This window comes from Streptomyces sp. NPDC031111 (assembly GCF_055570675.1).
Genome location: NZ_JBVIGS010000008.1, coordinates 161923 through 185658, shown reverse-complemented (window position 1 = coordinate 185658; position 23736 = coordinate 161923). Strand labels below are relative to the sequence as shown.

At 69.6% G+C, this 23736-nt stretch carries 24 protein-coding genes and 1 pseudogene; 17 read left to right on the top strand and 8 right to left on the bottom strand.

The annotated features are described in order from the left end of the window. Nucleotides 1–126: 126 nt before the first annotated feature. Genes ACZ470_RS18595 through ACZ470_RS18585 form a run of 3 tightly spaced genes read right to left on the bottom strand, consistent with a single transcriptional unit; the run spans nucleotide 127 to nucleotide 3844 of the window. Nucleotides 127–2337: a xanthine dehydrogenase family protein molybdopterin-binding subunit gene (locus ACZ470_RS18595; RefSeq protein ID WP_468428422.1), complete on the bottom strand. Its 2211-nt coding sequence runs from the start codon at nucleotides 2335–2337 to the stop codon at nucleotides 127–129. Then, nucleotides 2334–3323, bottom strand: a complete 990-nt coding sequence (locus tag ACZ470_RS18590) for an FAD binding domain-containing protein (RefSeq protein WP_468428420.1) — start codon at nucleotides 3321–3323, stop codon at nucleotides 2334–2336. Before ACZ470_RS18590 ends, ACZ470_RS18595 begins: the two co-directional genes overlap by 4 nt. Nucleotides 3324–3325: 2 nt before the next feature. Further along, nucleotides 3326–3844, bottom strand: coding sequence for a (2Fe-2S)-binding protein (locus tag ACZ470_RS18585; protein WP_468428418.1), 519 nt, complete (start codon nucleotides 3842–3844; stop codon nucleotides 3326–3328). Between the two features lie 664 nt (nucleotides 3845–4508). Between ACZ470_RS18585 and ACZ470_RS18580 the strand changes: the two genes are divergently transcribed. Continuing rightward, nucleotides 4509–5093: a hypothetical protein gene (locus ACZ470_RS18580; protein ID WP_468428417.1), complete on the top strand. Its 585-nt coding sequence runs from the start codon at nucleotides 4509–4511 to the stop codon at nucleotides 5091–5093. 373 nt (nucleotides 5094–5466) lie between these two features. Here the strand turns inward: ACZ470_RS18580 and sigJ are convergent, their stop codons facing one another. Further along, nucleotides 5467–6402: an RNA polymerase sigma factor SigJ gene (gene sigJ, locus ACZ470_RS18575; protein ID WP_468428415.1), complete on the bottom strand. Its 936-nt coding sequence runs from the start codon at nucleotides 6400–6402 to the stop codon at nucleotides 5467–5469. A 171-nt stretch (nucleotides 6403–6573) separates the two neighbouring features. Here sigJ and wrbA point away from each other — a divergent pair, with 171 nt between their 5' ends. Genes wrbA through ACZ470_RS18560 form a run of 3 tightly spaced genes read left to right on the top strand, consistent with a single transcriptional unit; the run spans nucleotide 6574 to nucleotide 8197 of the window. Continuing rightward, a complete protein-coding gene (gene wrbA / locus ACZ470_RS18570) occupies nucleotides 6574–7182 on the top strand; it encodes an NAD(P)H:quinone oxidoreductase (protein ID WP_468428414.1) in 609 nt (202 codons plus the stop codon). 52 nt (nucleotides 7183–7234) lie between these two features. After that, nucleotides 7235–7678: a YybH family protein gene (locus tag ACZ470_RS18565; protein WP_468428413.1), complete on the top strand. Its 444-nt coding sequence runs from the start codon at nucleotides 7235–7237 to the stop codon at nucleotides 7676–7678. A gap of 45 nt (nucleotides 7679–7723) precedes the next feature. After that, a complete protein-coding gene (locus ACZ470_RS18560; protein ID WP_468428411.1) occupies nucleotides 7724–8197 on the top strand; it encodes an allene oxide cyclase barrel-like domain-containing protein in 474 nt (157 codons plus the stop codon). 240 nt (nucleotides 8198–8437) lie between these two features. Here the strand turns inward: ACZ470_RS18560 and ACZ470_RS18555 are convergent, their stop codons facing one another. Both ACZ470_RS18555 and ACZ470_RS18550 read right to left on the bottom strand, forming a co-directional pair. Continuing rightward, entirely contained in the window at nucleotides 8438–8908 is a 471-nt protein-coding gene (locus ACZ470_RS18555; RefSeq protein WP_468428410.1) for a pyridoxamine 5'-phosphate oxidase family protein, read from the bottom strand. A gap of 192 nt (nucleotides 8909–9100) precedes the next feature. Beyond that, a complete protein-coding gene (locus ACZ470_RS18550; protein ID WP_468428408.1) occupies nucleotides 9101–9490 on the bottom strand; it encodes a winged helix-turn-helix transcriptional regulator in 390 nt (129 codons plus the stop codon). Nucleotides 9491–9576: 86 nt separating this feature from the next. On the opposite strand from ACZ470_RS18550, the gene ACZ470_RS18545 reads away from it, so the two are divergent. The 8 genes from ACZ470_RS18545 (at nucleotide 9577) to ACZ470_RS18510 (ending at nucleotide 17674) form a co-directional block, all read left to right on the top strand. Further along, on the top strand, nucleotides 9577–10476 hold the full coding sequence (locus ACZ470_RS18545; RefSeq protein ID WP_468428406.1) for an LLM class flavin-dependent oxidoreductase: 900 nt from the start codon (nucleotides 9577–9579) through the stop codon (nucleotides 10474–10476). Further along, complete coding sequence (locus ACZ470_RS18540) at nucleotides 10473–11777, top strand: FAD-binding oxidoreductase (protein WP_468428404.1); 1305 nt, start codon at nucleotides 10473–10475, stop codon at nucleotides 11775–11777. Before ACZ470_RS18545 ends, ACZ470_RS18540 begins: the two co-directional genes overlap by 4 nt. A gap of 255 nt (nucleotides 11778–12032) precedes the next feature. Continuing rightward, the gene (locus ACZ470_RS18535) at nucleotides 12033–12602 is read left to right on the top strand and encodes a TetR/AcrR family transcriptional regulator (protein ID WP_468428403.1); all 570 of its coding nucleotides are present in this window, start codon (nucleotides 12033–12035) and stop codon (nucleotides 12600–12602) included. A 404-nt stretch (nucleotides 12603–13006) separates the two neighbouring features. Continuing rightward, a complete protein-coding gene (locus tag ACZ470_RS18530; protein ID WP_468428401.1) occupies nucleotides 13007–13732 on the top strand; it encodes a hypothetical protein in 726 nt (241 codons plus the stop codon). 49 nt (nucleotides 13733–13781) lie between these two features. Continuing rightward, entirely contained in the window at nucleotides 13782–14804 is a 1023-nt protein-coding gene (locus ACZ470_RS18525) for an alcohol dehydrogenase catalytic domain-containing protein (protein ID WP_468428400.1), read from the top strand. 248 nt (nucleotides 14805–15052) lie between these two features. Continuing rightward, on the top strand, nucleotides 15053–15526 hold the full coding sequence (locus ACZ470_RS18520) for a hypothetical protein (protein ID WP_468428398.1): 474 nt from the start codon (nucleotides 15053–15055) through the stop codon (nucleotides 15524–15526). 669 nt (nucleotides 15527–16195) lie between these two features. After that, nucleotides 16196–17206, top strand: a complete 1011-nt coding sequence (locus ACZ470_RS18515) for an aldo/keto reductase (protein WP_468428396.1) — start codon at nucleotides 16196–16198, stop codon at nucleotides 17204–17206. A 48-nt stretch (nucleotides 17207–17254) separates the two neighbouring features. Continuing rightward, nucleotides 17255–17674: an SRPBCC family protein gene (locus ACZ470_RS18510; protein WP_468428394.1), complete on the top strand. Its 420-nt coding sequence runs from the start codon at nucleotides 17255–17257 to the stop codon at nucleotides 17672–17674. Between the two features lie 443 nt (nucleotides 17675–18117). On the opposite strand, the gene ACZ470_RS18505 is transcribed toward ACZ470_RS18510, so the two are convergent. Then, on the bottom strand, nucleotides 18118–18591 hold the full coding sequence (locus tag ACZ470_RS18505) for a MarR family winged helix-turn-helix transcriptional regulator (protein ID WP_468428393.1): 474 nt from the start codon (nucleotides 18589–18591) through the stop codon (nucleotides 18118–18120). Nucleotides 18592–18729: 138 nt separating this feature from the next. On the opposite strand from ACZ470_RS18505, the gene ACZ470_RS18500 reads away from it, so the two are divergent. The 5 genes from ACZ470_RS18500 (at nucleotide 18730) to ACZ470_RS18480 (ending at nucleotide 22788) form a co-directional block, all read left to right on the top strand. After that, complete coding sequence (locus ACZ470_RS18500) at nucleotides 18730–19935, top strand: MFS transporter (RefSeq protein WP_468428391.1); 1206 nt, start codon at nucleotides 18730–18732, stop codon at nucleotides 19933–19935. A gap of 39 nt (nucleotides 19936–19974) precedes the next feature. Next, on the top strand, nucleotides 19975–20415 hold the full coding sequence (locus tag ACZ470_RS18495) for a GlcG/HbpS family heme-binding protein (protein ID WP_468428389.1): 441 nt from the start codon (nucleotides 19975–19977) through the stop codon (nucleotides 20413–20415). Further along, the gene (locus ACZ470_RS18490; RefSeq protein ID WP_468428388.1) at nucleotides 20412–20759 is read left to right on the top strand and encodes a nuclear transport factor 2 family protein; all 348 of its coding nucleotides are present in this window, start codon (nucleotides 20412–20414) and stop codon (nucleotides 20757–20759) included. The genes ACZ470_RS18495 and ACZ470_RS18490 overlap by 4 nt, the downstream gene beginning before the upstream one ends. A gap of 21 nt (nucleotides 20760–20780) precedes the next feature. Then, nucleotides 20781–21611 carry an aldo/keto reductase gene (locus tag ACZ470_RS18485; protein ID WP_468428387.1) on the top strand — a complete coding sequence of 277 codons (831 nt, stop codon included), beginning with the start codon at nucleotides 20781–20783 and terminating at the stop codon, nucleotides 21609–21611. A 145-nt stretch (nucleotides 21612–21756) separates the two neighbouring features. Further along, complete coding sequence (locus ACZ470_RS18480) at nucleotides 21757–22788, top strand: TIGR03571 family LLM class oxidoreductase (RefSeq protein WP_468428385.1); 1032 nt, start codon at nucleotides 21757–21759, stop codon at nucleotides 22786–22788. Nucleotides 22789–22845: 57 nt separating this feature from the next. Here ACZ470_RS18480 and ACZ470_RS18475 read toward each other — a convergent pair. After that, a pseudogene (locus ACZ470_RS18475) lies at nucleotides 22846–23685 on the bottom strand (MFS transporter); the annotation flags it as partial. Nucleotides 23686–23736 lie beyond the last annotated feature (51 nt).

The following is a 23736-nucleotide window of genomic DNA, read 5'->3' as shown; positions in this document are numbered from 1 at the left end:
CTGTCTTCAGTCGTCGTGCCCGGAGCCGTGAAGAAGGTCGTTTTGCCCGTCACTCATCGGCACGTCGCCTCCCCGCCGACCGGCGGGAAGGCGACAGCCACTCGTTGCCCGGACGGTCACCGACGCTCAGAGCATGAGCTGGTCGATGGTGAAGGGCAGGGAGCGCATGCGGCGCCCGGTGGCGTGGAAGACGGCGTTGCCGATGGCGGCGGCCAGTCCGACCAGCCCGACCTCGCCGACTCCCTTGGTGCCGACGGCGGTGGCCCGGTCCGGGCCGCCGACGAAAAGCACCTCAAGGTCGGGCACGTCCGCGTTGACCGGCATCAGGTAGTCGCCGAAGGTGGCGTTGGCGATGCGCCCGGTGCCCTGGTCGGTGGCGGTCTCCTCGAACAGGGCCTGGCTGATCCCGCCGACGGTGCCGCCGATGATCTGGCTGGCGGCGGTCTTCTCGTTGAGGATCCGCCCGCCGTCGATCGCCGAGACCACCCGGGCCACGCGCAGCAGGCCCAGGTCGGGGTCGATGCGGACCTCGACGAACTTCGCTCCGAAGGCGCCCGCGGTGGCCATCCCGAGTTCCTCGGACTGAGGGGGTGTGCTCCTGCCGTCGGCGCTGAGTTCCTCCAGGCCGTGGCGGGCCAGGATGTCCACGTAGGACTCCCCCTGTGCCGGGTCGTCGGCGCGGTGGACGCGTCCGTCGGTGACCGTCACGTCGTCGAGCAGGCATCCGCGCAACGGGGATTCGGCGTCGCCCGCCACCACGTCGAGGAATTCCTGCACCAGGCGACGGCAGGCGGTGTGGACGGCGTTGCCGAGGGCGCCGGTGAGACCGGAGCCGCCGGCCTGCGGCGAGTAGGGCATGTCGGAGTCGCCGAGGTCGAACCGTACCCGGGTGACATCGAGGCCGAGCAGCTCGGCCGCCAGCTGGGTCATGACCGTGTAGGTGCCGGTACCGATGTCGGTGGCGGCACTGCGCACATGCGCCGAGCCGTCGCGGCGCACGGAGGCGCGTGCCTGGCAGGGGACCTGGTAGAAGGGGTAGGAGACGGCGGCCAGGCCGTACCCGATGAGCCAGCGGCCGTCCCGCATCGAGCCCGTTTCCGGGGTGCGCCGTGCCCAGCCGAACCGCTCGGCGCCCTCGGTGTAGCACTCCTTGAGTGCGTTGCTCGACCAGGGAAGGCCCAGGACCGGGTGCGTCCCCGCGAAGTTGCGCAGGCGGAATTCAAGTGGGTCCATACCGACGGCGTGGGCGACGTCGTCGATGGCGGACTCCAGAGCGAAGTTGCCCTGTCCTTCGGCCGGCGCGCGCATGGAGCCCGGGCACGGGATGTTCAGCCGCGCCTGCCGGTCCCGTGTCAGCACGTTGGGGCAGGCATAGGCGACGGCCGAGCCGAACGACACCGGTTCGTAGTCGTCGTCCTCCATGGCCACCGAGGAGATCCCGCGGTGCTCGATGGCCACGAGGTCACCGGCGCGGGTGGCACCGATCCTGATCTGCTGGACGCTGTTGGGCCGGTGTCCCACCGAGGTGAACATCTCGGGGCGGGTGAGGACGAGCTTGACCGGGCGCTTGACCTGCCGGGCCGCCAGCACGGTGAGGATGACGTGGGACCACACCCTCAATCCGGCTCCGAAGCCGCCTCCGACGAAGGGTGCCAGGACCCTGATGCCGCTTTCGGGCACCTTGAAGACGGTGGCCAGCGTGGTACGCACGTTGTGCGGCCACTGGGTGGAGTCGTGCACCGTGAGCGAGTCACCCTGCCACGAGGCGAGGGTGGTCATCAGGCCGAGCGGGTTGTTGGTGTTGTCGGGGGTGGTGTAGGTGTCCTCGACGACGACGTCCGCCTGGTCGAAGCCGGCGGCGATGTCGCCGCGCTCCGTGTCCAGCCCCCAGGGGTTCTCGACGATCTGGGCGCGGGGGTCGTCGATGTCGAGCACGGCCTTGTCCGTGTCGTACTCGACACGCACCAGCCGTGCGGCGTGCCTGGCCTGTTCGGCGCTCTCGGCCACCACGACGGCGATGTGCTGGCCGTAGTGGAGGATCCGGTCGTCCTGCACCGGCGCCGGCGGCGATCCGCCCAGCAACGTCATCGGGCCCCGCTCCAGCCTGGGCGCGTTCAGATGCGTGATGACGGTCAGTACGCCCGGTGCGGCCTGCGCTTCCGACAGGTCGAAGCCTCGGATGCGTCCGGCGGCGACGGTGCTTCCCACCAGGGCGGCGTGGACCATGCCGGGAACCGAGAAGTCGTTGGGGTAGTGAGCCGATCCGGTCACCTTCAGGGGGGCGTCGACGCGGTCGATGCCCGCACCGACGATCCTGCCGGTTTCGAGGGTGGTCATGACTGCGCTCCTGCCACGGTCTCGAGGGTGCGTACGAGGGTGCGCTTGGCCAGTTCGACCTTGAACGCCGTTCCCGGCAGGGGCCTGGCGCCCTGGAGGGCGGCCTCCGCCGCCGAGCGGAACGCTTCCGTGTCCGCCCGGGAACCACGCAGCGCGTCCTCCGCGTCCCAGGCGCGCCAAGGCAGCGTGCCCACGCCGCCGAGCGCGACACGCGCCTCCCTCACGATGCCGTCCTCGACCACGAGTGCCACGCCGGCCGAGGTCAGGGCGAACTCGTAGGAGACGCGGTCACGGACCTTGATGTAGTGCGACCGTGCCGTCGCCAGGAGGAGGGGGATCTCAACCGCCGTGATCAGCTCACCGTGCAGCAGCACGTTCTCGACGTTCGGTGTGTCGTCCGGCGGCAGGTAGAACTGCGTCAAGGGGATCGCGCGCTCGCCGTCGGCCCCCTGGGTGTGCACCACCGCGTCGAGGGCTGCGAAGGGAACCGCGACGTCCGAGGCGTGCAGGGCGATGCAGTGGTCGCTGGTGCCGAGGATCGCGTGCATGCGGTGGATGCCGGTGATGGCGGCGCATCCGGAGCCGGGGTCGCGCTTGTTGCAGGCCGGGACGGTGGGGTCCCGGAAGTAGCGGCACCGCGCTCGCTGGAGCAGGTTGCCGCCGATGGTGGCCATGTTCCGCAGCTGGGTCGACGCCCCGAGCAGGAGGGCCTCCCGTACGAACGGCAGGCGCTCACGGACCACGGGATCCGCCGCGAGTTCCTCCATCGTCGTCAGTGCGCCCACCCTGATCGCCGTGTCGGTGTGCGTGATCCCCTTGAGCGGCAGACGCGTGATGTCGACGAGCCGCTCGGGGCGGAGAACTCCGTCCTTCATGAGGTCCAGCTGTGTCGTGCCGCCGGCGAGGAAGGACGTGTGCGGGTCAGCCGTGGCCACGGCCACTGCCTGGTCAGCGTCGTCGGCGAGGGTGTACTCGAAGGGGTGCATGATCAGCCCTCCCCCGCGACTTCGCGGATCGCCGCGCGGATGTTCGGATACGCGCCGCAGCGGCAGATGTTGCCGCTCATGAACTCGCAGATGTCCTCGTCGGTCTCCGCCCGCCCTTCCTTGATCAAGCAGACGGCCGACATGATCTGGCCCGGTGTGCAGTAGCCGCACTGGAAGGCGTCGTGTTTCGCGAAGGCGGCCTGCATGGGGTGCAGCTCGCCGTCGGCGGACAGCCCTTCGATCGTGGTGATCTCCCGCCCCTGGTATTGGGCGGCCAGGCCCAGACACGACACCATTCGCTTGCCGTCGACCATGACCGTGCAGGCTCCGCACGCCCCCTGGTCGCACCCCTTTTTCGCGCCTGTGAGGCCCACGTGGTCCCGCAGCGCGTCGAGGAGGGTGACGCGCGCGTCAACCCGGAGGGAGTAGGAGGTGCCGTTCACCTTGAGCGTGATGTCGACGAGTGGCAGTTCGGGGGGCGACTGGCCGGTTGGGCGTGTCTCAGCCTCTGCGTGTGTCATGGCGCCTCGATTCTGAGTCCAGGTGACGTCGTCGCGACGAAAGGAAGGCTTGGCAGTGGGGTCGGCCGAGCTCCGAGCGGCCGTGCACCACTCCCCCGCCTCTCGGAAGGAGTCGTCGGAGAAGGCTCAAGAGCCCTTCCCGGTGCGGGCGTTCATGCTCCGGACGCTGCACGTCCTCGCCTCTGGGGGCCGTGGTCGCGTTGCTCGACGAGAAGGTGAAGGCGGCTACCTGGGTCGCCCGAGAAGCACGCCTCCCACCGGAGTGCTCTCGTGCTGCCATGCGTACGAGTCCGTGGGGCAGCGCCATAAGTGGCCCGCCCGGTGCGAGACGTGCAGGACTCTTCCGCCGGCTGTGAGCATCCGCGACAACCTTTGCTAGGAGCCAGGCAGACCCTGGCGTCGTGGGGCACGCACGACTATTCCCCGGGTGTGACCCGGATTGCACCCGTGAGGAACACTGGTCGAGCCCCTGGGACACGGGCAAGAAAGATTTACCATCACACCCCGGAAATTTCCGGGCAGAAGGGGCCATGTTCCCCACGGGTGGGGCCGGCCGGCGTCTCGCGGCGGCCCGCCAACTCTTTCCTGCGCCACCCGAGTGGGGGCGTGCTGGACTGCGAACCTGGAAGTTCATAGGTGTGCCGCATGGCGGAAACCCATCACGATGACCGCTGAGCGTGACGGCGTCGATCTGAAGACGCTCAATGAGGTTCGGTACGCAGAGGTCTGCAGTGTGATCGCGGCTGCAGGCTGCACCGAACACGCGCGTCATCAACCCAGGGAGGAAGCCCGCATGCGAATCCGTAAGAACCGGAAGCTGGGCCGTCGGCTTACTGCGGCCATGGTTGGCGCCATGGCCGCCGGCATCATGACGCTCGGCACCTCACCGGCATCCGCCGCGCCGTACTGGCAGGTGGTGGACACCGGCACTGGCCCTCAGTGGCTGTGCGGCCCCACCAAGATTCACAAGGCGAAAAGCGGGGTCGGCTTCCAGACGTGCGTCGTCGTCAACAGCAACGCGGACGCGCAGGCTGTTCTTGTCGTGGTGAACAATTCCAAGGACGCCATCACGCTCTCCGGTGGTGTCAGAACCGACTTCGGGGCGGACGCCGATTGCTACTCGTCCACGCTGAATCCGGGGTTCCAGCGCGGCTGCTTCGGTCCCACCGTCCACGTCGGGGCGGGCGGGATCAGCGCCTACTCCTACCTCAGGGTGAACGGCGTTCTCGATTACAGCCAGGGAAACTGATCGTCGCGGTCGGGTGGGAATCGCCCGGGCGCCAGAAGTAGGCCTCACCAGGCACCGGTCCATGGCCGCGAGGTACGGCAAGCTTGCGGTCCGCCATGAGGCGACCGCGCTGGTCGCGGCCATCAACGAGTGACTGCGACCAGTTCGGGACGAACAGCGGGCGGCAGCGGCCGTCCGCGCTCAGGTGAAGCTTGGTGGTGAACCCGCCGCGCGAGCGGCCCAGGCCCTCACCTCCTGCACCACTTCCACCAGGCGGGAGGTGAGACCACCACGGCGTCTCGTGCCGGTGTTCTGCCGCTGCGCCGCCTTTTGAGGCGGGGCCGACGACAATTCGGTGCGGGCGCCGGCCGCAGATCGCCCGAAGAGGCCCTGGTCAGGCCGACTTCCACGGCCTGAGCTTCTCGGGGTTGAGCACGGCCCAGATCCGCCGGATCAGGCCGTCCGCGATGTCGAAGGCGTACACCGACACGACGGCGCCGTCCACGTGGGCCGCCAGGCCGGGCTGGCCGTTGACCGTGCACTCCCGGACCGTGAGCCGGCCCGGGAGGGTCCGGTCGGCGAAGAAGCGGGCGATGGGCTCGGCGCCCTCGATCGGGTGGAGCGTGGCCGTGACGAGTCCGCCGCCGTCACCGACGGCGACGGCACCGGAGTCGAGCAGGCCGATGAGGGCGGGGATGTCCTTCGCCTCCCACGCCTGTTTGAACGCCCTTACGACACCTGCCCGTTGGGTCGCCGGAGACTGGGGAGCCCGTGAGGCGTCGACGCGGCGGCGGGCCGAGGCCGCCAGCTGGCGGCAAGCCGCCGGGGTGCGGCCGACGATGTCGGCCACCTCGGAGAACGGGTAGCGGAAGACGTCGTGGAGCACGAACGCCACGCGCTCCGCCGGGGTCATCGCCTCCAGGACGATGAGGAAGGCCATGCTGACCGACTCGTCGAGTGTGACCCGATCGGCCGGGTCGGCCGTGCTGTCGTCCGTCGCGCCGGCGGGCCACTCGGTGCGCGCGGGCAGCGGCTCGGGCACCCATTCCCCCACGTAGCGCTCCCGCCTGGCCCGTGCCGAGCGCAGCACGTCGAGGCAGATGCGGCCGGCGACCTTGGTCAGCCAGCCGGCGGGGGACGCCACCGCCTCCCGTTGCCGCGGGGACATCGCGTACCAGCGGGCGTACGTCTCCTGCACGGTGTCCTCGGCCTCGGCCAGGGAGCCCAGCATTCGGTACGCGAGGTTGATCAGCCGGCGGCGCTCGGCCGCGAGCGCGCTCGTCGTCGAGTCCTGTCGGCTGTCCTGCGGCGCGGTCGAACGGTGCGTCATGGTCCTGAGGCTCCTCGGTCGGGTCTTCCTTCACCGTCATGACGCGGCAGCGCCCCGAAACGTGAGCTCGCCGGCCCGCCTCGTACTCCGCCACCCCGCCTCACATTCCGCCGGGCCGTCTCGTCGTACCCGGCAAAGGAACGCGACGGAAGCAGACGGAGGTAGAACGGCATGGAGCCCGTGAACGTCGCAGTCATCTACTACAGCACCAGCGGCAACGTGCACGCCCTGGCGCGAGCCGTCGTCGAGGGCGCGCAGAAGGCCGGGGCGCACGTCCGGCTCCGCAAGGTGGCCGAGACCGCCCCGGCCGAGGTGATCGACGCCCATCCGGCCTGGTCCCGGCATCACCAGGACACCGCCGAGGTCGCCGAGGCCGGGCACGGCGACCTGGAGTGGGCGGACGCGGTGCTGTTCGGCACCCCGACCCGATTCGGCAACCCCGCAGCCCAGTTGAGGCAGTTCATCGACACCACCGGGCCGCTGTGGTTCGCGGGCAAGCTGGCGGACAAGGTGTACTCGTCCTTCACCGCCTCCAACAGCGCCCACGGAGGGCAGGAATCGACCCTCCTGGCGCTCGGCAACACCTTCTACCACTGGGGCGGCGTCATCGTGCCGCCCGGCTACACCGACCCGATCCAGTTCAAGTCGGGCAATCCCTACGGCACTTCGGCCGTGGTCGGCGACGCGGAGCCCGGCGAGGTGAGCCTGGAGGCTGCTCGCCACCAGGCTCGCCGGGTCGTCGAGGTCGCCGCCGCGCTCAAGGCCGGACGCGCCGGCTGAAGCCGGCCCTCTCTCTTCCCCCTCCAGCACGACACCACCGAAGGAGTACGCGATGACCACCACCCACGAGTCCGAGCTCCGGGCGCTCTTGGCGAGCCGCGCCGACGCCCAGCAGACCAAGGACATCGACCGGCTCATGTCCTTCTACGCCGCCGACGCCGTCTACTACGACGTCGTTCCCCCGCTGAGGTTCACCGGCACCGACGAGATCCGCCGCAACTTCCTGCGGTGGTTCGACGGATATGTCGGCCCCATCAGTCTGGAGACGCACGACCTCACCCTCGTGACCAGCGGGGACACCGCCTTCGCGCACATGCTCCACCGCGACTCGGGGGCGCGGAAGGGCGGTCTCCAGGCCTCGGTATGGGTACGGGAGAGCGTCTGCCTCCGGCGGACGGACGGAGCGTGGTCGATCACGCACGAGCACATCTCGATCCCCATCGACCCGGCCACCATGACGGTCTGGCTCCCGTCCGACAAGGACCAGCTCGCCTGACCCCCGTTCGCGTACGGAATTCCTTCACACCGAGAAGCATTGATCATGGCCACCAAGGGGATGAGGCTCGCCGCCCTGTCATCACTTGCCGCGGTCGCGGCCGGCGTGTGGGCGGTCGAGGGCGCGGCCGCCGAGACCACGAAGAAGCCGGAGGTCCTCGAGCTCAAAGTGCGGAATGACCAGTACACCGCCGTCGATCTCGGCCCCGCGGGGCCGAGCCTGGGCGACTTGGACGTGTACTCCGGCACCGCCGTCGAGGACGGCCGGAGCGTCGGACGCGGGGGCGGACACTGCCAGGTCGTCCACACCAAGGGCGAGAAGACGACCTCGCAGTGCGTGATCACGATGGAGGTCGAGCAGGGCTCCTTGACGATGCAGTCGCTGTGGACGAAGGGAGCGGCCTCCCTCGACATGGCCGTCACCGGCGGCACGGGCGTCTACCGCAACGCGCGGGGCACAGCCCGCTTCTGGGACATCGCGACGCCGGACGAGCGGGTGCGGATCGAGATCCTGCGCTGAGAACACCGAGGCCCTGCCGCACGGTTCGGCAGGGCCTCGGCGCCGATTGCGACCAAGGGAAGCGACGAGAAAAGCAACGAGCATACGTGGGATCCTGGCGGCCCTCGTGGCCCCCACTCAGGCTTCCACGCAGCACCAGCAGACGACACGGCGAGCGACGCGCGGCACACCCGTAAGCCATCCCCCAAGGCGCGGGAGCAGCCCAGGTGCGGCGCAGTCACATGATCGGCCGGACAGGTCCTAGACCAGCCACTTCCCGTCGCGCATCAGGGTCCGTCCGGCCATCTCGGGAACCGTTCCCCACGCCTGGAGCACCTGTGGGGTGACCTGGAAGAAGACGTACGAGGGGTGGTCCTCGCGGGGGTCCCAGCCGTCCTTGGCGGCGAAGGCGTCGCCCACCTCGGCCGGAAGCTCGTCACGGGTCAGCATGCGTGCGGTGCCGTGGACCAGGACCACGTCCCGGGTATGTCCGAAGCAGAGCCGAGCCCGGCCCGAGGCGTACAGGTTGCGCCCGGTCGGGTTGGTGTCGCGGGTGGACAGCCACACCGCCTCGCCGTCCCACCAGAAGGCCAGCGGAACGAGGCACGGCTCGCCGGTGGCATCGGCCGTGGCGACCCATACGTCGTTGTCCCGCGCAAGCCGTTCCAGCGCCTCACGCTTACGCTGCTCCGGGCTGCGGGGTCCGCTGGGGCGAGAGTCGATTGCCGTCATGCGGGGAGGCTATGGCGTGAGGCGCTCGGTCACATCCGGCGGCGGAACTAGGTCGCAAGGCGGAGGCACACGCCATCGAGGCGCACCCCGAGCGACGGCGTCGGTCTTCACCCCGGGGCGCACGGCGCACGTGTCCGCCGCACCACGTCGGTGCCTCCCGGAGGGGCGACACCGACGTCGGCGTGGCGGGGGTCAGCGCGAGGCGTCAGCCGGCTCAGCCACGGCACCCGTGCCTACGGCACTGGCCTCGACGGCCCGACGCATACTCCACTTGGCCAAGGGCTGAAGGGCGTCGATCAGGGCACGGCCTGCGGGCGCGAGGCTGTAGTGGATCTGAACGGGCGTCGTCGGGATCACCGTCCGTCTGATGAGGCCCTGCCGCTCGAGTTCCTTGAGCCGCTGGGAGAGCAGGCGGTCGGAGATGCCATCGATCACGGCTCGGTACTCGCCGAATCTCCTGGCGCCTTGGGAGGCAGCGACCAGGATTGAACCCGTCCATCGGCGACCGACCAATTCGATGGCCTCGATCAGGTTCGGGCAGGTGTCGTCGTGGATGGAACTGCGCTCAAGTGCTAGCGACATTCGATCACTCCTTAAGCTACTTACTAAATATTAGCACCTTACGGTCCCTTTGTTGGGGGGCGGCCGGCTGTCGCAATGTGGTGTGCATGACCGACTACGGACACCAGCTGTCGTTCGGCTTGAGCCTCACCCCGGCAGCGGACGCACTCGAAGAGACCCGTCGGCTCGCACGCCAGGCCGACGCTGCCGGACTGGACTACCTCGCCGTCCAGGACCACCCGTACCAGCCCGGCTACCTGGAGACCTGGACGCTGATCAGCAACCTGTCGGCAGTGACGAACCACATCTCGTTCTTCACCGACGTGGCCGACCTCCAGCTGCGACCTCCGACCATGCTCGCCAAGGCCGCTGCCTCGTTGAGCGTGCTCACCGGTGGCCGCGTGCAGCTCGGGGTCGGCGGTGGCGCGTTCACTGAGGCGATCGCCTCGATGGGCGGACACCCGCGGCGCGGCGCGGAGATGGTCACCTTCACCGAGGAATCCCTTCACCTCATGCACCAGGCCCTGGCCGGCGGCGTGGTGCGCATGCAGACCGACCACCACGCCGTTACGGGCTATCGCGCCGGCCCACTGCCGCCGGCGCCGGTGCAGCTGTGGCTGGGGGCCCAGAAGTCGAAGATGCTCTCCGTGACCGGCCGGGCGGCAGACGGCTGGATCTCCCCGCTGAACATCTACGTGCCTCCCGAGGAGGTACCCGCGCGTCAGCAGATCATCGACGACGCGGCCACGGCCGCAGGGCGCGATCCCCGATCCATCCGGCGCGTCTACAACGTCCTCGGCAGCATCGGAACGAACGCTGCCGGCCAAGGGCTCGTCGGGGACGTGGGCGTGTGGGTGGACACGCTCAGCGACTGGGCCCTGCGACTGGGCTTCGACACCTTCGTCTTCTGGCCCGTAGGGGACGCGGAAGCGCAGCTCGCTCTTTTCACCTCACAGGTAGTACCCGCCGTGCGCGCACGCGTCGCGGCCGTCAGGGGGCAGCGATGAACCTCGAACTCGACACCGTGCCGGCTGAGCTGTCCGGCAAGCTGATCACGCCGACCGACCCGCGCTACGGCGAGTTCCGGTCCACTTACACCACGGTGGGCCACCCGGCCGTCGTGGTCGTACCCGACTCCGCCGGTGACGTCGCCGCCGCCCTGCTCATGGCACGGGACCGCGGGCTTCCCCTCGCGGTGCGCAGCGGTGGGCACGGCCTGGCCGGCAGAAGCACCAACGACGAGGGGCTGGTCATCGACCTGCGACGGTTGAACAAGGTCACGGTGCTCGACCGCGAGAAGCGTCTCGTACGTGTCGAGGCCGGTGCCCGCTGGGCACAGGTGGCGGAGGCACTCAGTCCGCACGGCCTGGCCATCAGCTCAGGGGACCACGGCAATGTCGGTGTCGGTGGGTTGGCCACGGGCGGCGGTGTCGGGTGGCTCGTCCGCCGCTTCGGTCTGACGGTCGACCGTGTGCGTGCCGTCGACGTCGTCCTGGCCGACGGTTCGGTGGTGCGCGCGGACGCGGACAACGAGCCGGACCTCCTGTGGGTGATGCGGGGTGCGGGTGCGGGTGCGGGCGTGGTCGTGGCCTTCGAGATCGAAGCGATGGAACTGCGCTCCGTGGGATACGCGCAGCTCGCCGCCCGCGTCGATCCGGCGGGTCAGGTGCTTCAGCGCCTGGACGCGGTTCTGAGGGACGCGCCGCGGGAGCTCACGACCGCCCTCATGCTGTCCTCGCAGGGGTCCGTGACGAATGCCTTCATCACCGCGGTCGTCGCCACGGACGATCAGCAGGCGATTCGCCACGCGATCGAACCCCTCCTCGGCATCGGCGATGTGACGCTCCAGCAGGCTCTGGTCACGCCGTACAGGAGCCTGGTGCCACGGCACCACCTGCACGCCAATGTCGGGCAGATGGCCTCCTCCACGACGAATGGTCTCATCACCGACATGACGCCCGCCGCGGCCCGCGCCATAGTCGGCGCGGCAAGCGGACCCACTCCCTTGCTGATCCAGATGCGGTCACTCGGCGGCGCGGTCGCCGACACCGCCGCCTCGGCAACCGCGTTCCCCCACCGACATCAGCGGTCTCTCGTCATCGCCTCGTCCTTCCCTCCGTATGGACGCGAAGCGCTGGGGAAGGCATGGGAACCGGTGGCGGAGCACACGGAGGGGGCGTACGTGAACTTCGAGAGCGATCCGGACAAGGTCACGTTCGAGCGAACCTATCCGGGGTCCGTCGGTACGCGCGTCACCGAGTTGTGGAAGCGCTACGACCCCGAAGGCGTGCTGCGTCCCGGTGCCTGACCGTGCAGGGGGCCGGGGCGCAAGCTGCCGGACGCCCGCCGGCAAGCTTCGTGCCCCGGCCCTGCCACGGACCGAGGGCAAGGCCAGTGAGGCGGCCGCGATGCAGGCCGGCGGCCTCCGTCAGCTGATAGGCGAGGTGCGCACCGCGTCCGTCGGTCTCAGGAATGGGCGGCCTGCTGCCACCAATCTGGGAACGTCCGATTTGACACCCAAGACGACCGTTCATATTCTTCATGTGCGAGAAAGGGAGCTCGAATGCCCAGACCCAGTGTTCGTGAGCAGTTGGTCGAGGCCGCCATGGAGTGCTTCCACGAGCGCGGCTTCAACGGCACAGGGATCCAGGACATCGCCCGCACGGCCGGTATTCCCAAGGGGTCGGTGTACAACCACTTCGAGAACAAGGAAGCCCTTGCCGGCGAGGTGATGGACCGCTACGCGGCCTCCCGCAGACTGGAGATGCTGGGCGACGAGAACCTGGCGCCCGTGCCACGGCTACGCGCCCATTTCGAGTACCTCGCCGCGGATCTGGAGCGCTTCTCCTACGGGCGTGGGTGCATGTTCGGAAACTTCGGGGCGGAGCTGTCGAACCAGACGGACACCATGCGAGGCAAAGTCGATGCCCGGCTGAGCGCGTGGGCCGACGCCGTCACACAGGTCCTGGAAGAAGCTCGTGCGGCCGGCACCCTCACAAGCCCCCTGGCCCCCGACCAACTTGGGCAGTTTCTCGTGGACGGGTGGGAAGGCGCGGTGCTGCGGGCGAAGGTAACCCGAAGCCGGGCTCCTTTGGACGGCTTCTTCGACGTCTTCGACTCACTCGTCGTCTAGCAGTTTCCACCAAGGAACATCCCGGTTGACCGAGTGTCGCCGCGCGGGTCTGCCCACGGCGGGTGTCTCCTCGAAGTGCCGCGCATGGTTCATGTGGGTGGCGCGGGCTATGCGGTGACCGCGGAATGGTCCCGCACCGGGCATCCCGTCAACCCCAGCACCTGAAGCGTGGGCAGCAATGGCGACGGGTCGACACGCGAACACTCACCTTTCGAAGCGTGCCCGCCCCGCACACACACCCCAGGCCGGCGGTGCGCCTCCACCCGTCGCCGGTGCGACCGAAGTGCGGCTCCGCCGGGGCCCATTGGGTCTCGCCGAGGGGCTTCTCTTGTGTTTGGGCCGATCCGACCGTAAGTTTAAGACGACCGGTCATATTCAACCGGTGAAACCAGGGAGGAACCCCCATGTCCGATCTTCTCGACACCGTCATCGCCGCCCACGGCGGCCTGGACCGCTGGCGCTCCGCTACTCGCGTCACGGCCGAGGTGCAGGCCGGCGGCGCGCTGTGGGGCCTCAAGGGCCAGCCCGGGGTGCTCGACCGATACAGCATTACCGCCGACCTGCACCGGCAGTCGGCCACCCTCGCACCGTTCGCCGAGCCGGGGCTGCGCGCGATGTACACCCCCGACCGGGTCGCGATCGAGTCCCTCGACGGCCAGGTGACGCAGGAACGCGTCCAGCCGCGGGAGTCCTTCGCCGGCCACACGCTGGAGACGCCGTGGGACCGTCTGCACGCGGCGTACTTCGCCGGGTACGCCATGTGGACCTATCTGACCGAGCCCTTCGTCTTCACCGAGCCGGGCTTCACCGCCACGGAGACAGAGCCGTGGGAGGAGAGCGGCGAGACCTGGCGGCGCCTGGAGGTGACCTTCCCCGAGCCCATCGCCACTCACAGCCGGGTGCAGACCTACTACATCGACGCCGAGGGCCTCATCCGGCGCCACGACTACCGGCCCGACGTGTTCGGTGCCGCCGACCGCGACTCGGCGCACTACACGTACGAGCACCATGCCTTCGGCGGCCTCGTCTTCCCGACCAAGCGCTCGGTGCACCTCACCGACGAGCACAACCAGAAGGTCGCCGAACCGGTGATCATCTCCATCGCCCTCACCGACATCACGGTCTCGTGAAGCGACGGACGTCAACCCGACAAGGTCCGGGCAGGAACAGGAGGACGTCATGAGCGGCTATCGCGCCGTCGAGGCGACCGCTGACGGTGATTTCACCCTCGTCGAGCGAGAGTTGGAGCACCCAGGGGCGGGACAGGTCCGGATCGCCGTAGAGGCATGCGGGGTCTGCCACAGCGACGTGGCCGGAATCATGAACATGACCGGCAGTCGGCCGTCCGGCGTACCGGTGGTGCCGGGGCACGAGGTCATCGGCCGGATCGACGCTCTTGGCGACGGCGTTACCGGGTGGCACGTCGGACAGCGGGTCGGTCTGGGCTACCTGGGCGGACACTGCGGCGCGTGTGCGATGTGCCGCCGCGGGGACTTCGTGTACTGCACCGACCAGCCGGTGCTGGGCGACAGCCGGCAGGGTGGGTACGCGGAGTACATCACGGCCCGGACATCGGGTCTCGTCGCCGTGCCGGACGACATACCGGCGGCCGAGCTGGCCCCTCTGATGTGTGCGGGCCTGACCGTGCATCACGCCCTGATCGCCTCGGCCGCCCGCACCGGCGACCTCGTCGCCATTCAGGGCATCGGCGGCCTGGGGCACCTCGGGATCCAGTACGCGCGAGCCATGGGATTCCGCGTGGCGGCGATCGCCCGCGGCCGGGACAAGAAGGAGCTCGCGCTCAAGCTCGGCGCGCACCACTACATCGACTCCACCGCGAACGACCCGGCGCAGGCACTGCAGGAACTTGGTGGCGCCAAGGTCGTTCTCGCCACCGCCAGCAGTGGCACCTCGATGTCTCCGCTGGTCGGGGGGCTTGCCATCCGCGGGCAGCTCGTCGTCGTGGGCGTGGCACAGGACCCGATCGAAGTCGGGACCGTGCCACTCGTCTTCGGCGCCCGGTCCATCGTCGGCTCGCTGACCGGCACACCCCACGACAACGAGAGCAACGTCGGCTTCGCCCACGCCCACAACATCCGCCCGATGGTCGAGACCGTTCCCCTGGAGCAGGCCGGAGCGGCGTACGCGCGGATGATGTCCGGCGACGCGCGCTTCCGAATGGTGCTCGAGGTCGGTCGCTGACAGGGCCCGAGTGCGACGGTCCCGTTCACGGCGCCGATGTGCCTGCCGCCCGGTCGATCGCCTGGGCGGTACTCGGCACGGCAAGCCTGGCGTTCGCGGAGTTGGCCGTCGCCACAGCGGTCCATGCCTTGACGAGCAGGCGCCGCTCGCAGCCGGCCACGTAGGTGAGACCGCAGCAGGCGGTTGCGTCGGAACCCGAGTGACGTCGAGCAAGTGTTGACCGTAGGCTCTCGGCGAAGGCAGGTGCGGTGGACATCACGGTGCAGTGGATCAAGACGTCCTGGACGAAGCAGTCTCGGGGCGGGGAGGCCGCTGCCCGCAGGAACGCGGCGCCGGTCGGCTTCTCGTTGCCTCAGGAGCCCTCTGGGTTTGCCCACTTCGTCCAGATGTCCGAGCGCAACGGCTTCGAGCCCCATTCGAGCCGGAAAGATCTTCGCGAGATCGGTGTCAGCCTGCGGGACGAAGGCGATCGGCTCCGAGTGCTCGCTCGTGTGGAGCCGCTCTTCGGATTGCCGCCTCGGCCACGCAGGCCGCCGGCAGTTCGGCTGCTTCCCGGGCAGTGGGTCCGCTGGCAGTTGAACTACCGGTTCAGCAGCGCGCTGGGGATCCGCGGGTGGTCGTACTGGCTCGACACGTTCAACATCGCCTATGGCCCCGTCGACCGGGATGCCTTCCTGTCGGAGCCGACCGTGATCGTCGATGAGTGCGGATCAGTTCGATAGAGCAGGCTCACTGTGCTCAGACGGCCTCCGGGACACCGCACACGTCGAGGTGTTCCAGCGGCAGGTCGGACTCGCGTCCAGCAGCCGGCGCCCGTACCGGACACACACCCGCTGCCGGCGCGGCAGATGGCGCACCGCCCAGCAGCCGCAGCGCGCGCCGGCACCGTCGGCTCGACCCCGCGCAGTTCGGCGAGCACGCCCCACCCGGTTTCGTTGAGCACGACCTCCGCATCGGTCCGTACGCCGACATCGGCTTGAAGGTGTCGCCGTTCTTGTCGGCGACTTGATGCTGGTTCAAGGTCAGCCGCCGTTGCCGGTGATCACGGACACGGTGGTGGATCGCGCGCTATTCGGCGGTGCGCGAGCCGCACAGGTTCTTGCAGCCCAGGGCTACGGCCTCGCCAGGCTCCACGACTTCCGGTCACCCTTTGCGACGGCCCGCGTGTGCGGCACCCCACATTTGCATTACCCCGCGCATGCAATTATTGTTCTAGCTCATAAGGCGCTCCTGCAATAACTTGCATGTGTATCGGGCCCTGCCAAGCCGCGGCTCGCGTGGCCACTGCCACGACACCTCCGCGGGAGCCACCAACCGAAGAGGCCCCGTGCCTCACCCCTGCGCCGGGTCTCTTCCCAGCCCCTGCACCACTCACCGAAAAAGGCACTTTCATGTCGCTCAAGCACATCCTTCCCGGCCGTCTCGGCTTCGGTACCGCCCCGCTCGGCAACATGTTCCGCGCCATCCCCGACGAGGAGGCCTCCGCCACCGTCGAGGCTGCCTGGGACCAGGGCATCCGCTACTACGACACCGCCCCCTTCTACGGCGCCGGCCTCGCCGAGGAGCGCCTCGGCAAGGTCATCTCCACCAAGCCCCGCGACGAGTACATCCTGTCCACCAAGGTCGGCCGCGTCATTCTCGACGAACTGGAGGAGGGCGCCCGCGACCTCGGCGAGAAGGGCGGGATCTTCGAGCACGGCAACCCGAACAAGATCGTCCACGAGTGGACCGCCGAGGCCACCGAGCGCTCCATCGAGGACAGCCTCAAGCGCCTCGGTGTCGACCGGCTCGACATCGTCTGGGTCCACGACATCGCCCAGGACTTCCACGGCGACCAGTGGCTCCAGAAGTTCGAGGAGGCCCGCACCGGTGCCTTCCGTGTCCTGTCCCGCCTCCGCGACGAGGGCGTCATCAAGGCCTGGGGCCTGGGCGTCAACAAGGCCGAGCCCATCGAGCTGACCCTGGCGCTCGACGAGCCCAAGCCCGACGGATTCCTCCTGGCCGGCCGCTACACCCTGCTCGACCACGAGCACGCCCTCACCCGCCTGCTGCCCATGGCACAGGAGCAGGGCGTCGACATGGTCGTCGGTGGCCCGTACAGCTCCGGCATCCTCGCCGGCGGTACGCACTTCGAGTACCAGCAGGCCCCGGCGGAGATCATCGAGCGGGTCGGGAAGCTGAAGGCGCTGGCCCAGAGGCACGGCGTGAGCATCAAGGCCGCCGCCCTGCAGTTCTCCCTCGCCCACCCGGCGTCCGCCGCCGTCATCCCCGGCGCCACCCGGCCCAGCCGCATCGCCGAGGACACCGCAGCTCTCAACGAGACCGTCCCGGCCGCGTTCTGGGCCGACCTGCGCGCGGCCGGCCTGGTCAGCCCGACCGCCCCGCTCCCTCACGGCGCCTGATCACCCCTCACCCCCCATCGCCCACACACACCGCAACAGGAGAAGACCATGGCTTCCACGTCCGTCTCCCGCGTCGTGCCCGCACCGCCCCAGAAGGTCTGGGACCTCATCGGCGGCTTCGACGCCCTCCCCGACTGGCTCCCTTATATCCCTGAGAGCACCGCTCTCGAAGGAGGCCGGGTCCGACGCCTGGCCAACCCCGACGGTGACGTGATCATCGAGCGCCTCGTGGACTTCAACGAGGCCGAGCGGCACTACAGCTACGCCATCCTCGAAGCGCCCTTCCCCGTCAACGGCTACGTGTCCACCCTCCGCGTCCACGCGGTCCCCGGCCGGGACGACGTCGCCGAGGTCCAGTGGTCCGGCCGCTTCAACCCCGACGGCGTCAGCGAACAGGAAGCGGAAGACCTCTTCGCCGAGATCTACCGTGACGGGCTCGAAGCCCTGCACAAGACCCTGTCCGCCTGACGACACGGGTGCACGAGGCCCGACCACCGCACGACGCAAGCCCGGACACGCCCCCAGCGTGCCCGGGCTGCGGTGCGCCTGGGCGCCTTCCGCGACGTCGAATGGCCTCTGACCCACAGGTCATGCCTTCGGCGACCCGCTGCTCGGCAACGTCCTCTCGTCTCGGGACCTGGCCTTCGACGCAGCACTCGGTGCGTCCGTGGCCGTCGGCGTCCGATCTGGACGCCTCGATCGCGTTCCGCTCGTCCCTGACAGGGCGCGGGCGCGACTACACGTTCACCGCGGGCGAGGTCACTCCTGAGGCGGCGCTCGGCGCGAGGGTCGCGTACTCCAGCGACCCCGACGGCACCAACCTGGAGATCATCGAACCCAAGGGGTGGGTTCGCCAAATGATCCTGCCGGGGCCAGGCCCCGGCAGGATCAAGGGATGGCCGGACTCTGCTTCAGGATGCGGGCACCGCCTTTGGCACGCCCATGTCCTCGACCACGCGGACGAGGGGCGCGAGCTGCGGGTCCTCGGCGGCCTCGGCGAGGGCCTCGCGGAGGGCGGCCTCGTTGGTGGGACGGGCCTCTTCCAGGAGCCGCAGGCCCTCGTCGGAGACGTTGGTGTAGATCCCGCGCCGGTCGGTGGGGCACAGGTAGCGCAGGAGCAGGCCGCGGTCCTCGAGGCGGGTGACCAGGCGGGTGGTGGCGCTCTGACTGAGGACGACGGCGTCGGCGACCTGCTTCATCTGCAGGTGGCCGCCCTCTCCGTCGTGCTGGCGGCTGAGCACGTCGAGCAGGGAGTACTCACGCACGCTCAGGCCGTGTCCGTTCTGGAGGGCGTGCTCCAGGTGGGACTCGATCCGGCCGTGCAGCAGGGAGAGGGCGCACCAGCCCTGGGCGAGGGCGGTAAGTGCGGGGGCGGTTGCCGTCATGATGACCTCCTTCCGCACAATAATTGCATACGCCGACTATGCACAGCCAGAGATTCACGCGTTTGCATTTATCCCGCGTCTGCAACTATTGTCTTCCGGTGTAAGCGCTCCATGCAAGCATCTGGAAGGTTGTCCTCCATGCCTCTCGCGCTCTTGGCCCTGGCCATCGGGGCCTTCGGGATCGGCACCACCGAGTTCGTGATCATGGGCGTGCTGCCTCAGGTCGCGGGAGACTTCGGCGTCAGCATCCCGACGGCAGGCTGGCTCGTCTCCGGCTACGCCCTCGGCGTCGTCATCGGCGCCCCGCTCCTGACCGTGCTCGGCACCCGGGTCTCCCGCAAGAAGATGCTCATGTTCCTCATGGGCCTGTTCATCGCCGGCAACGCCCTCTCGGCCGTCGCCCCCAGCTTCGGTCTCATGCTGACCGGCCGGATCGTCGCCTCACTCGCGCACGGCGCGTTCTTCGGCATCGGCTCCGTCGTCGCCGCCGACCTCGTCGCCCCGCAGAAGAAGGCTTCCGCCATCTCGCTGATGTTCATGGGCCTGACCGTGGCCAACATCGTCGGCGTCCCCGGTGGTACGTACATCGGCCAGGCCGCCGGCTGGCGTGTCACCTTCGCGATCGTCGCCGCGCTCGGCGTCATCGGCCTCCTCGGCGTCGCCAAGCTCGTCCCCGAGGCCGGTCGCCCGGAGTCGGTGAGCGTCCGCGGCGAGTTCGCCGCCTTCAGGAACGTCCAGGTCTGGCTCGCGATGGCGATGACCGTCCTCGGCTACGGCGGTGTGTTCGCCGCGATCACCTACATCACGCCGATGATGACCGAGGTCGCCGGCTACACCGAGGGCGCCGTGACCTGGCTGCTCGTCCTGTTCGGCGTCGGCATGTTCCTCGGCAACCTGCTCGGGGGCAAGTTCGCCGACCGTGCCCTGATGCCGATGCTGTTCACCGCCCTGGCCGCGCTCACCGCCGCCCTGCTCCTGTTCACGGCGACCGCGCACGACAAGGTCCTCGCCGCGATCACCCTCTCCGTGATCGGCGCCCTCGGCTTCGCGACCGTGCCGCCGCTGCAGAAGTGGGTACTCGACCAGGCCTCGGCGGCCCCGACCCTGGCCTCCGCCGCCAACATCGGCGCCTTCAACCTCGGCAACGCCCTCGCGGCCTGGCTCGGCGGTGTCGTGATCGCCGCGGGCCTCGGCTTCACCGCCCCGAACTGGGTCGGCGCGATCCTCTCGGGTACGGCGCTGCTGCTCGCGTTCCTCGCGGCTTACCTGGACCGGCGCACCCGCAGGGCGAGCCGCCTCGTCACCGGGGCCGCGACGGCCGAGCGGGCCCCGGCAACGGTCTGACCCACCTGCACACGGCAACACCTTCGAAAAGGATCTCTCATGAGCACCACCACCCCCACTGCCCCCATCCCGTTGACCACGCAGGACGCCGAGACGCTGATCGCCGCCGCCCGCCGCGCCGCGGACGACGCCGGGGTCACGGTCAGCGTCACCGTCCTCGACGCCGGCGGCCACCTGCTGGCCTTCCGGCGCGACGACCGGGCCGTACTGATCTCCGGCGAGACCAGCACCCGCAAGGCATACACCGCGCTGCAGCTCAACGCGCCCACCGCCGACCTGGTCGACCTGGTCAAGCCCGACGGGCCGTTCCACTCGCTGCCCACCGCCCTCGACAAGCCGCTCCTCTTCATCGCCGGCGGCATCCCCGTCCACCGCGACGGGCGCCTGATCGGCGCGATCGGTGTCGGCGGCGGCGCCCCCGAGCAGGACCACGGCTTCGCCACCGCCGCGCTCGCCGAGCTGGCCGAGGCCGCCCGATGAGCCGTACGCCGCAGGAGGTCTTCGCCGACCACGGCAACCGGCTCGGCACCGGCGACCTCGATCTGATCAGCCAGAACTACACCGAGGACGCCGTCTTCCTCACCCCCGAGGGCACCCTCACGGGACGCGAGGGAGTACGGCGGGGCATCGGCAGGCTGCTCGCCGATCTGCCGGACGCCGACTGGCAGTTGGCACCGCAGTTCGCCGGCGACGTGCTGTTCCTTCAGTGGAGCGCCGCCACCGACACCCACGAGGTCACCGACGGCGTCGACACGTTCGTCTTCCGCGACGGACTCATCAGCGCCCAGACCGTCCGCTACACCATCACCCCCCGCACCCTCTGAACTCCGAAAGGTCCGCACACCATGGCACCCGAGAGCATCCCCACGGTCACCCTGAACAACGGCGTCGAGATCCCGCAGCTCGGCTTCGGCGTCTTCCAGGTCCCCGACGAGGAGACCACCGCCGCCGTCGCCTCCGCCTTGGAGGCCGGCTACCGCTCCATCGACACCGCCGCGATCTACGGCAACGAGACCGGCGTCGGCCGGGCCCTCGCGACCTCCGGGATCGCCCGCGAGGACCTGTTCGTCACCACCAAGCTGTGGAACGCCGACCAGGGCTACGACGCCACGCTCCGCGCCTTCGACGACAGCCTGGCCAAGCTCGGCCTCGAGTACGTCGACATGTACCTGATCCACTGGCCCACCCCGGCCCGTGACCTGTACAAGGACACCTGGAAGGCCATCGAGAAGCTCGTCTCCGACGGCCGGGTCCGCACCGCGGGCGTCTCCAACTTCCAGCCCGACCACCTGAAGCGGCTGATCGACGGCGCCGAGCTCGTCCCGGCCGTCAACCAGGTCGAGCTGCACCCGGGCCTGCAGCAGAACGAACTGCGCGCCGTGCACGCCGAGCTGGGCATCGCCACCGAGGCGTGGAGCCCGCTCGCCCAGGGCGCCGTCCTGGGGGACGAGGCCATCACGACCATCGCCGGCCGGCACGGCAAGTCCCCGGCCCAGGTCGTGCTGCGCTGGCACCTGCAGCTCGGCAACATCGTCATCCCCAAGTCGGTGACGCCCGAGCGCATCCGGCAGAACCTCGACGTCTTCGACTTCACCCTCACCGACGACGAGATGGCCGCGATCGCCAGCCTCGACCGCGACCTGCGCACCGGCCCGCACCCGGACCAGTTCAACTGACCCTGACGGGTTGCCCCAGCTCGCGCGGGCGGGATGGCAGGTCCCGCCCGCGCGAGCGCGTTCACGTCCTTCCGGTGCACTCCTCCGTGCACCCGCCGTCTCCCACCGCACTCCCGAAGTACCGAGTCTCGAAAGCGTGCCTCTGATGTCCGACTCCCCCACCGCCCTCGACCGGCTCGTGGGCCCCGCGGGCCTGCCGACCCTGGGCCTCGAACTGCCCCTCGACAACGACTGGGGCAGCACCCGGCTGCGTGCCCTGCGCGCCGACCCGTCCGGCGCCGGCCGCCCCTTCGGCGTCGCCGACCTGACCCGCCACACCGAACTCGCCAGGTTCGCCGACCAGCTGGGCTTCGCAGGCCTGTGGGTACGGGACGTGCCGCTGTACGACCCCGAGCAATTCGGCGACGCCGGTTCCGTCTTCGAGACGTTCACGCACCTCGGCCACCTCGCCGCCGTCACCGAGCGCGCGGTCCTCGGCACCGCGGCTGTCGTTCTTCCGCTGCGCCGGCCACTGCTCGTCGCGAAGGCCGCCGCGACCGTCGACGTACTCTCCGGGGGGCGCTTCGTCCTGGGCCTGGCCAGCGGCGACAGGCCAGTCGAGTACCCGCTGTTCGGCGAGGACTTCCACGCGCGCGGCGCCACGTTCCGTACGGGTGTGGAGACGCTGCGCGCCGCCTGGGCCGCTCGCGCCGGGAGCGAGGGCATGAACCTGCCGGAGCTCGGCCTCGACGCCGACCGCCGCCTCGACGTCCTGCCCAAGCCGACCGGCCACTCCGTGCCCATCGCCATCGCGGGGCATGCCCAGCAGTCCGCCGAGTGGATCGCCGAGAACGCGGATGCGTCCCTCAACTATCCGCGCCCGCTGGGGTCGTTGAAGCTCAAGACGCGGGAGTGGCAGGAGCTGACGGCTGAGGCGCCGAAGCCGTACCTCACGCCCATGCAGCTGGACCTCACCGAGGACCCGGCCACCCCGGCGAGCGCCATCCGCCTCGGCCTGCGCACCGGCAGCGAAGCACTGGTGGAGCACCTGCGCGCGATGGGCGAACTCGGCGTCGCCCACATCTCCTTCAACCTCCGCCCCGGCGAACGCCCGGTGGACGAGGTCCTCCAGGAACTCGCCGAGACGGTGCTTCCGCACTTCCCCTCCCCTGCGGCCGAGATCACGGCTACCGCCTGAACACCTGCCACGACCCCCGCCGACGCCGGGCTGGGCGGCGAGGTCGCGGCGCTCGCCGCGGCGGAGTAGCAGGTGGCGCAGGGCGAAGAGGCCGAGTGCGGCGTGGAGAATGCCGGCTACAGCGGCAGCGGCGTGCAGACCGGCGACGAAGGCTGACTTCGCATCGCCGACCACTGCGGCCGTGAGGCCGGGGGCCTGCAATGTCTCGTTGAGGGTGCCGGCGAAGTCAGGTCCCTGGAGCCGGAAGATCAGGGCGGCCAGCGAGCCGAGAAGTGCGATGCCGAGGGCGTTGCCGATCTCGTTGGTGGTCTCGGCGATCGCGGCTGCGGACCCGGCGCGCGCTGGGGGAACCGCAGAGACAGCAGTGTCGGCGACAACGCTGAAGGAGATCCCGTAGCCGATGCCGGCGACAACGGTGGAGGCCACGTACCAGCCGATACCGCCGGAGACGCTGGTCGCCAGCAGCGGGAGCATCCCCGCGGCGACGAAGCAGTGGCAGGTGATGAGCGCTGCCCGGGTGCCGATGCGCGCGACCAGTGATGGTGTGACGACGCAGGTGACGGTGAGCACGGCGGCGCCGGGGAGCGCCACGAGAGCCGCGTCCAGGACGGTCAGCCCGAGGACGGACTGGAGATGGATGCCGCCGAGGTAGGCCGAAGCCGACCATGCGGCCAGCGGCAGAAGCCCGGTAACGGCTGCGATCGTGAACACTCGGTCGTGGAAGAGGCGGAAGTCGATCAGCGAGTGTTCCAGGCGGAGTTGCCGCCGGACGAACCATCCCAGGGTGACGACGCCGACGATCCCTGTGGCCATCGGGGTCGCGGTCAGCCCTTCCGCGGCAGCGTGCTTGATCGCGTAGACGGTCAGCAGGATGCCCGCGGCGGAGAGCAGAACATGCGGCCGGTCCAAGGCCACGCGGTCGCGGTCGCCGCGGTGGTCGCCCCGCTC

Bases quoted from the DNA above. Each gene is read 5' to 3' on its own strand.
- ACZ470_RS18595 (WP_468428422.1), bottom strand. From the start codon at position 2,337: ATGACCACCCTCGAAACCGGCAGGATCGTCGGTGCGGGCATCGACCGC.
- ACZ470_RS18590 (WP_468428420.1), bottom strand. From the start codon at position 3,323: ATGCACCCCTTCGAGTACACCCTCGCCGACGACGCTGACCAGGCAGTG.
- ACZ470_RS18585 (WP_468428418.1), bottom strand. From the start codon at position 3,844: ATGACACACGCAGAGGCTGAGACACGCCCAACCGGCCAGTCGCCCCCC.
- ACZ470_RS18580 (WP_468428417.1), top strand. From the start codon at position 4,509: ATGACCGCTGAGCGTGACGGCGTCGATCTGAAGACGCTCAATGAGGTT.
- sigJ (WP_468428415.1), bottom strand. From the start codon at position 6,402: ATGACGCACCGTTCGACCGCGCCGCAGGACAGCCGACAGGACTCGACG.
- wrbA (WP_468428414.1), top strand. From the start codon at position 6,574: ATGGAGCCCGTGAACGTCGCAGTCATCTACTACAGCACCAGCGGCAAC.
- ACZ470_RS18565 (WP_468428413.1), top strand. From the start codon at position 7,235: ATGACCACCACCCACGAGTCCGAGCTCCGGGCGCTCTTGGCGAGCCGC.
- ACZ470_RS18560 (WP_468428411.1), top strand. From the start codon at position 7,724: ATGGCCACCAAGGGGATGAGGCTCGCCGCCCTGTCATCACTTGCCGCG.
- ACZ470_RS18555 (WP_468428410.1), bottom strand. From the start codon at position 8,908: ATGACGGCAATCGACTCTCGCCCCAGCGGACCCCGCAGCCCGGAGCAG.
- ACZ470_RS18550 (WP_468428408.1), bottom strand. From the start codon at position 9,490: ATGTCGCTAGCACTTGAGCGCAGTTCCATCCACGACGACACCTGCCCG.
- ACZ470_RS18545 (WP_468428406.1), top strand. From the start codon at position 9,577: ATGACCGACTACGGACACCAGCTGTCGTTCGGCTTGAGCCTCACCCCG.
- ACZ470_RS18540 (WP_468428404.1), top strand. From the start codon at position 10,473: ATGAACCTCGAACTCGACACCGTGCCGGCTGAGCTGTCCGGCAAGCTG.
- ACZ470_RS18535 (WP_468428403.1), top strand. From the start codon at position 12,033: ATGCCCAGACCCAGTGTTCGTGAGCAGTTGGTCGAGGCCGCCATGGAG.
- ACZ470_RS18530 (WP_468428401.1), top strand. From the start codon at position 13,007: ATGTCCGATCTTCTCGACACCGTCATCGCCGCCCACGGCGGCCTGGAC.
- ACZ470_RS18525 (WP_468428400.1), top strand. From the start codon at position 13,782: ATGAGCGGCTATCGCGCCGTCGAGGCGACCGCTGACGGTGATTTCACC.
- ACZ470_RS18515 (WP_468428396.1), top strand. From the start codon at position 16,196: ATGTCGCTCAAGCACATCCTTCCCGGCCGTCTCGGCTTCGGTACCGCC.
- ACZ470_RS18510 (WP_468428394.1), top strand. From the start codon at position 17,255: ATGGCTTCCACGTCCGTCTCCCGCGTCGTGCCCGCACCGCCCCAGAAG.
- ACZ470_RS18505 (WP_468428393.1), bottom strand. From the start codon at position 18,591: ATGACGGCAACCGCCCCCGCACTTACCGCCCTCGCCCAGGGCTGGTGC.
- ACZ470_RS18500 (WP_468428391.1), top strand. From the start codon at position 18,730: ATGCCTCTCGCGCTCTTGGCCCTGGCCATCGGGGCCTTCGGGATCGGC.
- ACZ470_RS18495 (WP_468428389.1), top strand. From the start codon at position 19,975: ATGAGCACCACCACCCCCACTGCCCCCATCCCGTTGACCACGCAGGAC.
- ACZ470_RS18490 (WP_468428388.1), top strand. From the start codon at position 20,412: ATGAGCCGTACGCCGCAGGAGGTCTTCGCCGACCACGGCAACCGGCTC.
- ACZ470_RS18485 (WP_468428387.1), top strand. From the start codon at position 20,781: ATGGCACCCGAGAGCATCCCCACGGTCACCCTGAACAACGGCGTCGAG.
- ACZ470_RS18480 (WP_468428385.1), top strand. From the start codon at position 21,757: ATGTCCGACTCCCCCACCGCCCTCGACCGGCTCGTGGGCCCCGCGGGC.